We start from the raw sequence: 14,900 nt of genomic DNA on the forward strand, positions 1-14,900 counted from the left end.
CCCTGTTTATTTCATTTTGTATTTAAGCAGTGTCGTTTCGGCATCCTTTCACTTTGCTAACGGACTGTGGGCATTTATGGTCAGTTGGGGGATTACTGTGGGACCGCGTGCGCAAAAAGTATCTTCTTATATCTGTATGACCCTGTTCGTGGTGGTGTCTATCGGCTTCATCGCTTCCCTGCTTGCATTCCGCAGCGCGGAATTTCAGGAAACGGCAACTGCCTTGGTGCAATGCAGCGCTTTTAAACAGCTACTGTAAATGAGTCATATCCATTATACATCGTGTTGAGATTCTATTTTTAAACGTAAAAGGGGATTTGGTTAAAATCCTGAAAAAAAGGAGTGAGCAGAAATGGCAGCATCCAACATTATTGTCGTGGGCGGCGGTCTGGCAGGTCTAATGGCTACGATCAAGGCGGCAGAGGCGGGAGTTCACGTTCATTTATTTTCTTTGGTTCCGGTCAAAAGGTCCCACTCCGTTTGTGCTCAAGGCGGCATCAATGGTGCGGTAAATACCAAGGGTGAGGGAGACTCACCCTGGATTCACTTTGATGATTCGGTCTATGGCGGGGACTTTCTGGCCAACCAGCCTCCGGTAAAAGCGATGTGCGAAGCGGCTCCAGGGATCATTCATCTCATGGACCGCATGGGCGTCATGTTTAACCGGACACCGGAAGGACTGCTGGACTTCCGCCGCTTCGGCGGTACCCAGCATCATCGGACCGCCTTTGCTGGTGCGACGACAGGACAGCAGCTTCTGTACGCTCTCGATGAGCAGGTACGGCGCTGGGAATCTGCTGGTTTGGTGACCAAGTATGAAAATTGGGAGTTTTTACAGGCTGTACTGGATGATGAAGGCATCTGTCGAGGGATTTGCGGGCAGGATTTGCGTACGATGGAAGTGAAGACTTTTGCAGCAGATGCAGTTATTTTGGCGTCTGGTGGCCCCGGGATTATTTTCGGTAAAACCACGAATTCCGTCATTAATACGGGCACAGCTGCTGGTGCGGTGTATCAGCAAGGCGTACGCTATGCGAACGGTGAGTTTATCCAGATTCATCCGACGGCTATACCAGGGGATGACAAGCTGCGTCTCATGTCCGAGTCGGCACGGGGAGAAGGCGGTCGTATTTGGACGTATAAGGACGGTAAGCCATGGTATTTCCTCGAAGAAAAGTATCCGGCTTACGGAAATCTGGTCCCTCGCGATATTGCAACACGTGAAATATTCAGTGTATGCGTTGATGATGGACTGGGTATTAATGGCGAGAACATGGTCTACCTCGATCTGTCCCACAAGGACCCGAAAGAGCTGGATGTAAAGCTGGGCGGCATTATTGAAATCTATGAAAAATTCGTCGGTGACGATCCGCGCAAAATCCCGATGAAAATATTCCCGGCTGTTCATTATTCAATGGGCGGCATGTGGGTCGATTACAATCAGATGACGAATATACCGGGCTTGTTCGCGGCTGGTGAGTGTGAATTCCAATATCACGGTGCGAACCGTTTGGGTGCGAACTCGTTGCTGTCAGCCATTTACGGCGGGATGGTAGCTGGACCTAAGGCTGTGGAATATATCAAAGGCTTGAAAAAATCTGCACGGGATATAGCTACTTCCGTATTTGATGCGGCAGTTAATCAGCAGACGGAGAAGTATGAGGGTATTTTGCATATGGACGGAAAAGAAAATGCTTATGTTCTTCATAAAGAGCTGGGCGAGTGGATGACGAACAACATGACTGTGGTTCGTTATAATGACAAGCTGGAAGCTACGATCCACAAGATCAAGGAGCTGAAGGAGCGTTACTCTAACATTAACATCAATGACGCTTCGCGCTGGAACAATGCGGGTGCGGCGTTTACACGGCAACTGTGGAATATGATGGAGCTGGCCGAAGCGATGACCAAAGGTGCGCTATTGCGCAACGAAAGCCGCGGGGCCCATTACAAACCAGACTTCCCGGATCGCAACGATGAGGATTTCCTGAAAACGACGATTGCGGACTGGACACCGGAAGGACCACAAATCTCGTATGAAGCGGTGGATGTTTCGCTGATCAAGCCGCGTATTCGGGATTATTCCAAGAACAAATAACGGAAGGGAGTGTATTTAGATGTCGGAGCAAGCAGTGAAGTCGAATAAAACAGTGAAGTTCGTTGTGACCCGTCAAGCTGATCCTAAAGCCAGTTCCTATACGGAAGAATTCGAATTGGCTTATCGTCCGGGGATGAATGTGATTAGCGCGCTGATGGAAATTCAGCGTAACCCGGTGGACAGCCACGGTAAAGAGACGGCTCCGGTGTGCTGGGAGTCGAATTGCCTGGAGGAAGTATGCGGAGCATGCTCCATGGTGATTAACGGCAAGCCGCGTCAGGCCTGTGCAGCGCTCGTCGATAAGCTGGAGCAGCCAATTACGATCGCGCCGATGAGCACGTTCCCGGTAGTTCGGGATTTGGTCATCGACCGCAGCCGGATGTTTAATGCGCTCAAGAAGGTCAAAGCGTGGATTCCGATTGACGGTACCTACGATCTGGGTCCTGGTCCTAGAATGGCAGAGAAAAAGCGTCAGTGGGCGTATGAGCTGTCCAAGTGCATGACCTGCGGTGTCTGTCTGGAAGCTTGCCCGAACGTCAACGAGAAGACGACGTTCATCGGACCTGCGGCGATTTCTCAGGTTCGCCTGTTCAACAGCCATCCGACAGGGGAAATGAATCAGGAAGAGCGGCTGGAGGCGTTGATGACGGACGACGGGCTGGAAGGGTGCGGGAACTCGCAAAACTGCGTACGCTCTTGCCCGAAAGGCATTCCGTTGACAACTTCTATTGCCGAAATGAATAAGGAAACGACCAAGCATATGTTCAAGCGCTGGCTGACTGTATAGCACTAGACAGCGAATAGGTTATGCACAAACAGGCTTTTTCTCAAACTGGAGAAAGCCTGTTTTTTTGCGCTCAGGAATGATGGAGGGTAACATGGAGAAAGGAGCGCGGGATAGCAGTTATGGTATAATTATGGTATTGTGTATCGTTTTTGGTGAAAAGGAGGCTGGACAGGTGACTGTGCAACCGATAACGAATCGACCTGTCACTAGGTCGGATGTAATGAAGGGATTACAGGATCTGGGAGTTCAGAGCGGCATGACATTGCTTGTTCACTCGTCGATGCGCAGCTTTAGACGCTTTGTTCCAGGCGGGGCCTCGGCCATTCTTGCCGCGCTAACCGAAGCGGTTGGCCCGGAAGGGACGCTGGTAATGCCGACACAGTCTCATGACTTGACTGATCCCTCGACTTGGATGAACCCACCTCTGGATGAGTCATGGTGGGAACTGGTACGCGAGGAAATGCCCGCTTATGATCCGGTCTGGACGCTGACCGGAGGGATGGGCGTCATTGTAGAAACGTTCCGTGGTCTGCCGGGAACCAAGCGCAGCGGGCATCCGCATGTTTCTCTGGCGGCACGTGGACCTGCTGCTTCAGACTTGCTGGAGGCGCATGAGCTTGATTTTGGGCTGGGTGAGCATTCGCCCTTGGCAAAGCTGTATGAGGCAGATGCCTATGTACTGCTGTTGGGCTGCGGACATGACAGCAACACGTCCTTGCATTTGGCGGAATATCGAACAGCCTATAATGGACGAGAAGTGATCACGCATCAAGCTCCTATGATGGTGGATGGAGCAAAAGCGTGGGTATCTTTTCAGGATTTTAATATTACCTCAGATGACTTTGAGAAGCTGGGACTTGATTTTGAACGGGACTGTCCCTCAGCCTTTACGCGGGTGAACATTGGGGAGGCTTCATGTTTTTTCGCGAGGCAACGTGATTTGGTAGACTATGCGGAGCAGTGGTTGTCCAACTACCGCTAAAGCTTCTGGACAGTAAGAATTTCTAAAAAGTGAGATCAAGGAATAGATTGCAGGGGGGAATGCATATGGAGAAGACGCCGCACACCCGCCGCGAGAGTCAGGATGGCCCGCATCAGGGGTCCGCTATCCCTCCCGGTTCTTCGCGGCGTTCCATTTCAAATGAACCAGCCAATCCTTCGCGCCGCCATTTTTTGAAAAAAGCGGCTTTAGCCACAGCTGGAACCGCGCTTCTGGCTGGGGGATATGCTTCCTTATGGGAGCCTAATCATTTGGAAATTACACGCTTCAACTTGTTTCTCCCTCGTCTTCCGTCTGCTTTTGACGGAATCAGGGTCGTACATTTTAGTGATGTGCACTTGGGTTTTCACATGGATGAGCAGGATCTACGCGAGCTTGCGGACCGTATAGCAGGTCTGAAGCCAGATTTGCTCTGTTTTACAGGCGATATTGTGGATGACTATGCAGTATCCATGAAGGCTGCTGTTCCAGTTATGGCTTCTATGCACGCCACACTTGGCAAATTTGCTATTCTGGGCAATCATGATTATAGAGGCTTACCAGCCGGAGTACAGGAATTGTATCCGAAAACCGGGTTTACGTTGCTGAGAAACGAGCATGCGATTGTAGAGCTTGCGGGACAGCGTGTAGCCTTGGTCGGTTTAGAGGATAACATCATGGGCAAGCCCAATCCGCAGCGTGCCATTCACGGACTACCTGATGAGATGTGCAAGCTCCTGCTGATGCATGAGCCGGACTATGCAGATGTGGCGGCGCAAATGTCCTTTGATCTTCAACTGTCAGGGCATACGCATGGAGGACAGGTACGCTTGCCGGTCATTGGAGCGCCGATGCCGCCTCCAGGTGGACGCAAGTACATCCAGGGACTATTTCATGTGGGAACGGAGAGAATGCCGCTGTATGTCAGCCGAGGCATTGGCATGACACATCTGCCGATTCGCGTGCTGTGCAGACCGGAGCTTAGTGTCATTACGTTAAAATCCGGCCAATAGGCCATGATCTTTTTTTCATCTTTATCATATATGTTGGAACTACATAAAGATGGCTCGAATGTAGTGTAGAGATGTAGTCGTTTCGGACAAAGGAGTGAGGTTCAGATGGATCGTATTGCTGTCATTTCAGATATTCATGGCAATTGGCCTGCCTGTGAGGCGGTGCTGGAGGATATTGCTTCCCGAGGCATTAGCCGTGTGTTTTGTTTGGGGGATCTGATCGGCAAAGGGCCTAGCCCGTGCGAGGTTCTGGATGCTGTCCGTCAACGTTGTGAAGTGGTCGTGCGGGGGAATTGGGATGAGCTGGTTAGTATTACGGATGATCTCAATTTTAGCTGGCAAGCCGAACGCTTGGGGGCAGAACGAGTGCAGTATTTGGCACAGTTACCGTTTCATTATGATTTCAGAATGAGCGGACGCCGTATCCGTCTGGTGCATGCCTCGCCGCAAAGTGTATATCACCGTGTGCAGCCATGGGATGAGCCGGAAAAACGGCTTGCCATGTTCGATCCGTTAGCAGAAGAAAATGGAAAAGTTGTTTTTGCTCCGGATGTCGTGGGATATGGTGACGTGCACAATGCTTTTATCCAGCATTTTCAGGGAAAAACACTTTTTAACGTCGGTAGTGTCGGGAATCCGTTAGATGTTACGCAGGCTTCCTACTGCATTTTAGAGGGGGAGATGGGAGAGGAGCAGCCTACGTCCTTCTCCATTCATTTTGTACGTGTACCTTATGATATAGAACTGGCGGTAAAACAAGCGGAGGAAGCTGCTGTACCTTCTTTGCCGTATTATATTCGAGAGCTGCGCACAGGAATTTATCGGGGGATTCAGGACCTGGATTAAGTATGGAAACATTCATTTCTAAAAGCCAATCCATCCGCAGGAGGGAACACTGTGCTGACCAGAGAAATGCTTCGTCTTGGGCTACCGGAGCTTTACACCCGTCGAGTCCGATTGCGCCAGTTAAGAGCGGAGGATTATCCCGCGCTGGAACGGATCCTATCCGATCCATTGGTGATCCAATATGTGAATCGAATTCGCAAGCCAGTCTATACACGAATGCGGCGTCTGGTTGCGCAAATTAAAGTATCTGCTGATTCATTAGATTCCCTGCATTTTGTGGTGGAATGGCATCAGAGAAATACAGGAGAAAGCAATTTACTTGGTGAGTCCAATGAGCCTACCTCCTCACCGTTGCTCGGTATCGTCTCTTTTCAGCAATGGAATGAAAGAACGGGTGAGGCGCAATTGGGCTATATTTTGGATCGTCCTTTTTGGGGACAGGGGCTGGCTACAGAAATGGTAGGAGAAATGCTGAATTTTGGTTTCGGATCTCTGAAGCTCAAGCGGATCGAAAGTCGTTGCCAAGAGGATAATCAGGCTTCCATGCGCGTGCTTATTAAAAATAAGATGCGCCTGCTGCGTACAATTGGTGCTTATGATCCCTCAGGCGAGGTACCGAGTGTATTGGTATTTTCGATGACCCGAGGGGATTATGCGTAGAAATGACAATGGAATATTTTGTTACAAAGATGAAATATAACTGCAAAACAACTCTAACACAGGACGGGTACAATACAGACATGACCCCCTTTTGAATAATATATGTTGCTGGGCCCGATGATTCGGGTCCTCTTTTTTTGTGTTTCTATTGCAGCTACCTACGATTACTGGCGATTCCTATGATTCATAGGAACGGTTCAAGCTGGCTACCAGCTCTGGAAGCCATTCATGTAGGGAAAGAAACGAATACCCCTCTGCCAGCGCTTTCGAATCGGTACGATCTGCACAGATCCGTTGAACACAGTCACCGAACGATCGCTTGTTTGTCCTCGTGTGAGGATCGTAACGGAGTTTTCGGATTCCTCCAGCAGCCGTTTCACCCAGCACCAGTATTTTTCTCATACGTTGATCACTCCTCTAGGAATTAGTTTTGTTAAGGTAGACGAAATAATGATCCCAAAGGGTACGAAACGATAATAACCCAATTTTACGACTGGACAAACAGATCTTTCAGCACGTTATATGATTGAAAACCAAGAAGAGTGAGAATAAAGATGTGGGAGTTACCTAGACAGGTTGTTTTAGCAGCTCAATATGTACTCAAGATTAAGTATTGACATCATTAGTACGATCTTGTATTTTTGATATTAGGTCGTACGTCCGAATTAATTGTTGGACAGCAAAAATGATTTACCTGTTATACCGAGAGGAGAGAGAACTGTGAACGAACGTATGGTTAACCGAATTCAAGCGTGGTGTGCGTGGTCTGGAGCGGCTTTTGTCATTTTCTATGGTTTTACCTGGGTGATATTGGGACATAACTATCCGCCGCCAGATCCGAAGTTCACTGGAGCAGAGCTTGTGGCAAACTTTTATTTCCCGCACCGCGATACTATTTTATTAGGGCAATCCTTATCTACTTTTTTTGGGATGTTTTATCTCACCTGGTCCTGTCAATTGACGGTACAAATGTGGAAAAGGGAGAAGACACCGATCTTGTCGTTGTTGAATCTCACGGGGGGGCTGTTGACTGCTTGGGTGCTCTCCTTTGGCCCGGTGCTTTGGGTTTGGTGTGCTGAAATGGCGGGAACAGCAGATCCAGAGCTGATTAAGGCTGTTCACTTTATAGGCTGGTATACTTACGATATGACATACATGATTACGACGATTCAATCCTTTGCTATTGCTTTGTTTATATTTTTGGATAAGAAAAAACCTGCTATTATGCCTCGCTGGACTGCTTACTTGTCGATATTCACTGGAGTTTCCTTTCTGCCCCTCACCTTTTTACCCTATTTTAAAGAAGGCATATTTGCGCTCAATGGTTACTGGTCTTACCACGTTGCCTTTATTTCATATGGTTTGTTCACATTTGTAGTCAGCTACTATATGGCTAAGGATTTAAAGAGGGCTAAAGTTACCTCTGCGCCAGGCATTGGGCAAGCCGTGAGCCACCAGCATTTTGACTAAGCGGCAGCTATGAAATTAATAGAGTGAAGGTGTTATGATATGAACTTACAAATGGAGCCTGAATTCGTCCAAGTTACGCCGGTTAAACCATACATGTTATGTGTTATAGAGGATCGCACGAAAAATGAAGGGCACGGTATTGTCCGTATGAATCAGGCAGATATGGTCCGTTTGGGTCTGAGCCATGGGGATATCGTTGTTGTCACAGGCAAGCGTCAAAATGTTGCTCTCCTCAAACTCTCGGAGCTGGATGCCGGGGAAGGAGAGATTCAGATGGACGGTATTCTGCGGAAAAATGTTGGAGTGGATATCGGTGAACAGGTACATGTTACCAAGGTAACTCATACACCGGCTCGTTACGTTACATTGATTCCATCCTCCCATACCCAGTCCTATTTTATAGAGGAGGATCAGGACCAAGGCTTTTTCACACGCTTCATCAGAAAAATTCGTCCAAGAGAAAAAGAAAAGCAGGAAAGTGGAGAGGATATTCGGAAGTATCGGCGTGTAGTCGATGGATTGCCAACACTCAAGGGAGAACGGATATGTGTGGAGCTTTTTGGTCGTTCATTTGATTTTAAAGTTGTAGAAACGGTTCCTGAGGGGGTTGTTGTGTTTAATGATTCAACAGTAATATCCATCATAGGTGGGACTAAGTTACGTGCGCAAGGGGCAACGATTTCCTATGAGGATATAGGTGGACTTAGCAAGGAGGTTTCCAGAGTTCGGGAAATGGTGGAGCTTCCATTGCGCTATCCTCAGTTATTTGAGCAGTTGGGTGTCGATCCCCCCAGAGGATTGCTTTTGTATGGCCCTCCGGGGTGTGGCAAAACGCTCATTGCCCGGACGGTTGCTCAAGAATCAGGCGTTTATTTTATCCATGTCAACGGCCCTGAGATCATTCAGCAACATTATGGTGAGTCGGAGCAAATGCTACGGAGAATCTTCGAGGATGCGCAGGAGCATTCGGCAGCGATCATCTTTTTCGATGAAATTGATGCGTTGGCTCCTAATCGGGATACCGTGCTCGGTGATATGGAAAAACGGGTGGTCGCCCAGCTTCTTGCCCTCATGGATGGCCTTACATCGCGTGGTAGGATCATTGTTATTGCGGCTACTAATCTTCCTAACAATGTTGATCCTGCGCTGCGGCGTCCGGGTCGATTTGATCGGGAAATTGGTATAAATTCTCCAGACAAGGAAGGGCGGCTTGAGATCCTGAATATTCACACTCGGAAAATGCTGTTGGCTGATGATGTCCATATGGAACGGGTAGCCGCAATGACGCATGGTTTTCTGGGTGCTGATCTTGCTGCACTATGCCGCGAGGCTGTTATGGTGTGCATTCGTGAGGCTATGCCCCGCATTGATTTTATTCACTCCCAGCTTTCAGGTGAGCAACTTGCCGATATTAAGGTCAGCATGAAGCATTTTGATATGGCTTTGAATGAGATTGAACTTTCAACGATCCGGCAGGTTTCAACCGAAGTTGTGGATGTGAGATGGCAGGACATTGGTGGTTTGGAGGAAGTAAAGGATATTCTCCGCGAAGCGGTGGAACTGCCCTTGAAATACAGTGATCGTTTTGAGTATGCTCATACAAGACCCCCCAAAGGTATTCTTCTCACAGGTGCTCCAGGGACGGGCAAAACATTGATGGCTAAAGCTGTAGCGACGGAGAGTGAAGTGAATTTTATTTCAGTGAAGGGACCTGAGCTGCTCTCTAAATGGGTGGGTGAATCGGAACGAGGAATTCGTGAGATTTTTAAAAAAGCCCGTCAGTCTGCACCTTCGATCATTTTCTTCGACGAAATTGATGCTATCGTTCCCGCACGTGGTAAAGGGGATGGAGGTTCACAGGTGAGTGAGCGTATGGTCGGCCAATTTCTTTTGGAAATGGACAATATAGAGGACTTGCAGGGGGTGTTAATACTTGCAGCCACCAACCGTCCGGATCTATTAGATAAGGCCTTGCTCAGACCTGGACGCTTTGACTTTATTGTTGAACTACCTATTCCTGATTATGATACACGGTTGTCTATTCTTCAGGTACGTTGCCAAGGGCGGGCACTGGGGGAGGATGTTTCGTTTGCTAGTCTTGCCAAAGTAACCGAGGGAATGATAGGGGCTGATCTGGAGGCGCTTTGTCAGCGGTCAGCTATGCTTGCGATTAAGGAATCTATTGAGCAGTATCCCGAAAAACGGTTCTCACGTTTTCATATTGAGCAACGTCATTTTGATACTGCCCTTAGGGGCTTAGGCAAGTTCGTCAGCAAGACGATTTTAGAATAAGCCAACGTTTAAAAGTCAATATGCTCCAATCCAAAAGGCCATGCTTTCGTCCCTGCAATGGAACGTAACATGGCCTCATTTGGCTTAACGCTTTCTGTAAAAAGTTATTTAATGACGGCATGAATAATATTCAAGCCATCTAAAACCTTCTCGTCATCCGGGTCTAATATATATTGAATGGAAATGCCGAATATCGAGCCAATAACCATTCGAGTGATTAATTTGGGAGAAGCTTGTACATTCTCATTGATCGAATAATCACTGGCAATGTACTTTCCAATCACATCCGAAACTTCCTTAAAAAAGGCGCTTAACTCTTTGTTAAATGATGTGGACCACATGGCCATATTAAAGAAATCTAGTAGCAAACGGTATAGATCCGTGTTTTCCTTGATCAATTCCTGGCAGTACTCAACCAAAAAGGATACCTTTTCTGAAGTCGTGTCTATGTTCTGTAATTTATTTTCGATATTATTCAAATATTCTTGCTTTACAGATTTAAGAAGCTCCTTGAATAATCCTTCTTTATTATTGAAGTAATAATTTAATTGACTTAATACTACGCCTGCTTCTTCAGCTATATCACGCATGGAAACGTTAGCATAACCTTTGGCAGATATACATTTAAATGCAGCAGCGAGTATTTTATCAGATGTACCATTTCCTCCCTCAGTCATGTAGAAATCCCCTTCATTTAAATTCGGTCGTCCGTGCAAGAAAAGTATAAAATTTTATTCTAACCCTGTCAATTATCCATAGCGGCAACCAACAAGAAGTTAAACTGTTTCTAAAGACACTTAAAGGTGATTGGATCAGCCTGCAGATGCTTATTGAAAATCGATTTTATAGGGGGGGAATATGCTTAAGAGAGCTAAGAGGCGATTGGCAGCTGAGCAAGGATTTGAATCTGGAGAAGCGCAAGCGTTCGCCTTTGCAATGGGATTCTACCCTTTAAAGGGCTTATATAATCCAGAAAATCCCGTTGCAACAGCGATTGTAAGATCAAATCATTCGCATAGCGGTGGATCACCGTCGAAGCCTATCCATTTATTCCCCTAGAAGCTTCAAAAAATTGGCCGGCACCGTAATTTGCTGATTATTAATCATAATCTTCCGAAGCTCCTCTATGGAGTCCTCTTCACCTCTAGCGTCTTTAATCTCCTTAATTTCACGATGCAGTCGCTCCATTTGAAGATCGAGCGCATTAGCGGAATCTGCTGCGTTCTTTAATTCACGTGTCAGACTTTCGGGAACGGACTGGTTGTACTTATAAAAGATTTTATGCTCCAGACTGGCCCAAATATCCATCGCAATGGTTCGAATTTGCACTTCTACGCAGACTAGTTCCTCACAGTCCGACATGAATACAGGAACTTGTATCAGCAAATGCAGGCTCTGATAACCGTTTGGTTTGGGATTCTTGATGTAATCCTTAATTTCCAGTACCTTCAAGTCACTTTGTCTCTGAAGCATGTTACTGACATCATAAATGTCAGAAATAAAAGAGCAAGTAATACGTAAGCCGGCGATATCCTTAATATGATTTTTGACAGCATCCAGGGATAACTCGCTATTTTTACGAAGCATTTTGTTCATGATGCTCTCAGGAGATTTAAGGCGTGATTTGGTATGCTCAATAGGGCTGTAATCGTGCAATGCTTGAAATTCCTGTTTTAATATTTCAATCTTGGTTTCCATTTCGTCCAGCGCAAATTTATAGATTAGCATAAATCGCGTGATGTCATGCTTTAGCTTTTTGATCTTGTCCATAGGATCTTCCAAGTGCATATGTAATTCTCCTCACACATAGATGTCATAATCTTGCTAAGCGTTCGCCTTTGCAATGGAATTATCACCATATAAATTACAATTCCCAACAATCCCATTGCAGTAGCGATCGTAAGCTCAAATGATTTTGAGCGGTAATTCCCACCTTAAATTTTAAAGCGCCACAGGAATTTTACGTTTTTCTTTAAAATAGACCCATTCCCGGAAGCCGATATCCTTCAGCATTGCCTTTACTTCTTCCCAATCATCGCCTACCCGCGAAGGCTTATGGGCATCCGAACCAAAAGTGACCTCCACACCAAAATGGTGCGCTCTTTCTAAAATAGAAGCAGACGGGTACCATCCGCCACTCAGCTTGGTTTTACCCGAAGTGTTAATTTCAATCGCCACATTGGATTCCGCAATTACCCGCAAGGTTTCATCAATGGCTGTATCGGCAGGAATGTCTGAAAAAGCAGGGAAGTTCCCCTTCATTGCGTCAATATGACCCAAAATCTGAAACATGCCACTTCGCGCAGATTCCTGAATGAGCGCATAGTAGGCTTGTTTGACCTCAATTTTACGAGCGTCGCTTAATTTGTTCCAACGGTTACGGTTAAAAATGCTATCCCCTTCGACATTGTGAATCGACCCAATTAGGTAATCAAATGGATAAGGAGCCAGAGTGGAACGATATAATTCAGCGAAATCAGGAAAATAATCTGTTTCCAATCCGAGGAGCACGTCAATACGGCCTTCGTATTCCTTTTTAAGCTGTTGTACCTCTTCTACGTATTCAGCAAGCTGTGACTTAGCCATATAAATTTTAGGAAAAGCCTGATCCTGTTCGCTGCCCAGGAAAGGGGAATGGTCCGAAATACCAATCGCTTGTAAGCCCGACTGAATGCCTGCTTCAATGTAATCTCGAATGTTTCCGTCTGCATGACCGCAGCGGAAATGATGGGTGTGCAGATCAAATTTCATAGCCTGTCTTCCTTTCGTAATCAGGGTTTATAATTCGTATGGTGTTCATAGTGAATTACGTTATTCAGAACTGGTAAAATTGGTCTCCGGCATCCCCTTCAGATCACTTAAAAATTGCTGCATGGCTGAGTTTAGATATCGGCCGGATTTATAAATCACTCCTACCGGATGACTAACTTCCAGCTCGGGAATATGGATCATTTTTAATGTGCCTGCACGCAGTTCAGAAGTGACCGATAGTCTAGAAATAATGGCAGCACCGAGATTAATTTCGACCATCCGTTTGACTTCCTCACTGCTGGACAACTCGATCACGACATGAGGTACGATTTGGTGCTTTTTAAATACATCGTCCACGAATTTTCGTCCCACCGTATCGGGAGAGAGCAGAATAAGCGGAATTTCCCGAAGGGCTTCAATGGTAGCATGTGGTTGTGAGGCCAGCGGATGAGTAGGAGACACGACTAGCTCGAAGGAATCGTAATACAGAACCGAAGTGCTTAAATTGGGATTACGTTCGATCAGATAGCCGATGCCAACATCAATAAGTCCGTTCTCCACCTGCTGATAAATCATTGAGGAAGCCATGGATTGAATGGAGGTTTTGATGAGAGGGAACTGATCCTGAAAGTAGGAAAGCACGCGCGGTAAAATTTGAATAGCGATGGATGTTGTGGTACCCAGCGCAATGTGACCCTGCGGTGTTTCGTTTAGATCGTACAATTTTTGTCTTAATTCCTCAACAACCTCCAATATGCGCTCGGCGTGTTCCAAAAAAACAGCTCCCCGGTCGGTCAGGGTGACGGGCTGATTGCGGTCAATCAGAATGGTTTTGAACTCATCCTCTAGACTTTTAATTTGGGCGGACACCGCCGGCTGCGTCAAATTGAGAAGTTCTCCGGCTTTGCGGAAGCTCATTGTTTTGGAAATCATGATAAGTGTTTCAAGTTGACTGATGTTCATGAAGTTCCTCCTCTCTTTTCTTAATCTTGTCGCAGCTGTATAGAATGAATATTTTTAGCCAATCCATAGGTTCATATGTAAAACCGTCGTTATGCTTTATTTCATTAAATTATAGGTTATTCGAGCAGGAAGGGCAATGAATCGAAGCAGAGCACCTTAAAGTGTGGTATATTGGGAAATAAAGACTAAAGTCCTGATATCCTTCAAAAATAATCAGTCTAAAACCGGTAATAAGCAAAGATATAGGACATTATTCACATTTTTTGTGGTTTAGCTATAAAAAATTACCGGGCAGCTGTCGATAAGTGATAGAGAGAGCATTTTGTTGAGGATCGATGCGTTTTACAGTAATATTTAATTAAAAAATTCTAATTTAAATGGGACTTTTGTTGTATGTCTAAAAGCCCATCGTAAAGGGGCGCTTTGATCGTGAAGGCAGAAGTGATAAATCCTTTTTTGGAGTCGGCGCGACGGGTCATTGAACAATTGATCCAAGTATCTCCTTCACCCGGAAATCTTGGTGTGAAAAATGTCGAGCTGGTGGACGACCACATCTGGATTATGATCGGGATGACCGGACAGCTTAGCGGAAATATTGTGTTCGGCCTGAATGAACAGGTGGCGCTACGTATGGTATCAGCGATGATGGGCGGATTTGTGTTGACTGAAATTGATGAGATGGGAAAAAGCGCAATTTCAGAATTGGGCAATATGATTAGTGGTAATGCCAGTACGATTTTGTCCAATCAGGGAATTGTCGTGGATATTACGCCTCCGCAGGTCATGAAATCAGAAAACTTGACCACTTTTGTGCCTCAGCGTGCCCTTTATATTCCGCTCACGGTGGAAGGAATCGGCGAGCTGGATATTCAGGTGATGATCTCTTAATATTAAAGGAGCAAGTTTCCTTAATGTGGAGGGATGACCGTGAGTATACTACAGGACAAGATAGTTGTGATTACAGGTGCATCTAGTGGGATTGGAGCCCTTTGCGCTCAGTTGTTAAGCGAAAAGGGCGCGATTCCTATTTTAACAGCACGC

General features: G+C 46.3%; 14 protein-coding genes and 2 pseudogenes. 11 read left to right on the forward strand and 5 right to left on the reverse strand.

What is annotated here, in order from left to right:
• From GRP75_RS11540 to GRP75_RS11570, 7 genes and pseudogenes are all read left to right on the forward strand, one after another.
• Positions 1 to 259 (forward strand): annotated as a pseudogene (locus GRP75_RS11540) (succinate dehydrogenase); the annotation flags it as partial.
• A gap of 93 nt (positions 260 to 352) precedes the next feature.
• Positions 353 to 2,098, forward strand: a complete 1,746-nt coding sequence (gene sdhA / locus GRP75_RS11545; protein ID WP_160789377.1) for a succinate dehydrogenase flavoprotein subunit — start codon at positions 353 to 355, stop codon at positions 2,096 to 2,098.
• 19 nt (positions 2,099 to 2,117) lie between these two features.
• Positions 2,118 to 2,885, forward strand: a complete 768-nt coding sequence (gene sdhB / locus GRP75_RS11550; RefSeq protein WP_023990143.1) for a succinate dehydrogenase iron-sulfur subunit — start codon at positions 2,118 to 2,120, stop codon at positions 2,883 to 2,885.
• A 172-nt stretch (positions 2,886 to 3,057) separates the two neighbouring features.
• A complete protein-coding gene (locus GRP75_RS11555) occupies positions 3,058 to 3,867 on the forward strand; it encodes an AAC(3) family N-acetyltransferase (protein WP_160789381.1) in 810 nt (269 codons plus the stop codon).
• A 65-nt stretch (positions 3,868 to 3,932) separates the two neighbouring features.
• Entirely contained in the window at positions 3,933 to 4,877 is a 945-nt protein-coding gene (locus tag GRP75_RS11560) for a metallophosphoesterase (RefSeq protein ID WP_076295555.1), read from the forward strand.
• A 105-nt stretch (positions 4,878 to 4,982) separates the two neighbouring features.
• Complete coding sequence (locus tag GRP75_RS11565; RefSeq protein ID WP_023990140.1) at positions 4,983 to 5,723, forward strand: metallophosphoesterase family protein; 741 nt, start codon at positions 4,983 to 4,985, stop codon at positions 5,721 to 5,723.
• 51 nt (positions 5,724 to 5,774) lie between these two features.
• The gene (locus GRP75_RS11570) at positions 5,775 to 6,383 is read left to right on the forward strand and encodes a GNAT family N-acetyltransferase (RefSeq protein ID WP_160789378.1); all 609 of its coding nucleotides are present in this window, start codon (positions 5,775 to 5,777) and stop codon (positions 6,381 to 6,383) included.
• 177 nt (positions 6,384 to 6,560) lie between these two features.
• Here the strand turns inward: GRP75_RS11570 and GRP75_RS29675 are convergent, their stop codons facing one another.
• Positions 6,561 to 6,785 (reverse strand): hypothetical protein, encoded by a 225-nt coding sequence (locus GRP75_RS29675; protein WP_237448995.1) that lies wholly within the window; start codon positions 6,783 to 6,785, stop codon positions 6,561 to 6,563.
• A gap of 318 nt (positions 6,786 to 7,103) precedes the next feature.
• Between GRP75_RS29675 and GRP75_RS11580 the strand changes: the two genes are divergently transcribed.
• Both GRP75_RS11580 and GRP75_RS11585 read left to right on the forward strand, forming a co-directional pair.
• Entirely contained in the window at positions 7,104 to 7,853 is a 750-nt protein-coding gene (locus GRP75_RS11580) for a hypothetical protein (protein WP_202404097.1), read from the forward strand.
• 39 nt (positions 7,854 to 7,892) lie between these two features.
• Complete coding sequence (locus GRP75_RS11585) at positions 7,893 to 10,145, forward strand: CDC48 family AAA ATPase (RefSeq protein WP_202404098.1); 2,253 nt, start codon at positions 7,893 to 7,895, stop codon at positions 10,143 to 10,145.
• A gap of 104 nt (positions 10,146 to 10,249) precedes the next feature.
• Here GRP75_RS11585 and GRP75_RS11590 read toward each other — a convergent pair whose 3' ends face one another.
• The 4 genes from GRP75_RS11590 to GRP75_RS11605 form a co-directional block, all read right to left on the reverse strand.
• Positions 10,250 to 10,822, reverse strand: a complete 573-nt coding sequence (locus tag GRP75_RS11590) for a TetR/AcrR family transcriptional regulator (protein WP_160789379.1) — start codon at positions 10,820 to 10,822, stop codon at positions 10,250 to 10,252.
• A 370-nt stretch (positions 10,823 to 11,192) separates the two neighbouring features.
• Positions 11,193 to 11,933, reverse strand: coding sequence for a GTP pyrophosphokinase (locus GRP75_RS11595; protein ID WP_160789380.1), 741 nt, complete (start codon positions 11,931 to 11,933; stop codon positions 11,193 to 11,195).
• Positions 11,934 to 12,086: 153 nt separating this feature from the next.
• Positions 12,087 to 12,896: a histidinol-phosphatase gene (locus tag GRP75_RS11600; protein ID WP_134904612.1), complete on the reverse strand. Its 810-nt coding sequence runs from the start codon at positions 12,894 to 12,896 to the stop codon at positions 12,087 to 12,089.
• Between the two features lie 60 nt (positions 12,897 to 12,956).
• Positions 12,957 to 13,859, reverse strand: a complete 903-nt coding sequence (locus GRP75_RS11605) for a LysR family transcriptional regulator (RefSeq protein WP_023990132.1) — start codon at positions 13,857 to 13,859, stop codon at positions 12,957 to 12,959.
• A gap of 429 nt (positions 13,860 to 14,288) precedes the next feature.
• On the opposite strand from GRP75_RS11605, the gene GRP75_RS11610 reads away from it, so the two are divergent.
• Both GRP75_RS11610 and GRP75_RS29680 read left to right on the forward strand, forming a co-directional pair.
• On the forward strand, positions 14,289 to 14,747 hold the full coding sequence (locus tag GRP75_RS11610) for a chemotaxis protein CheX (RefSeq protein WP_023990131.1): 459 nt from the start codon (positions 14,289 to 14,291) through the stop codon (positions 14,745 to 14,747).
• A 39-nt stretch (positions 14,748 to 14,786) separates the two neighbouring features.
• Positions 14,787 to 14,900: pseudogene (locus tag GRP75_RS29680) on the forward strand (oxidoreductase); the annotation flags it as partial.

The sequence above is a fragment of the Paenibacillus sp. OT2-17 genome (genome assembly GCF_009827695.1).
GTDB classification, from domain to species: Bacteria; Bacillota; Bacilli; order Paenibacillales; family Paenibacillaceae; genus Paenibacillus; species Paenibacillus polymyxa_B.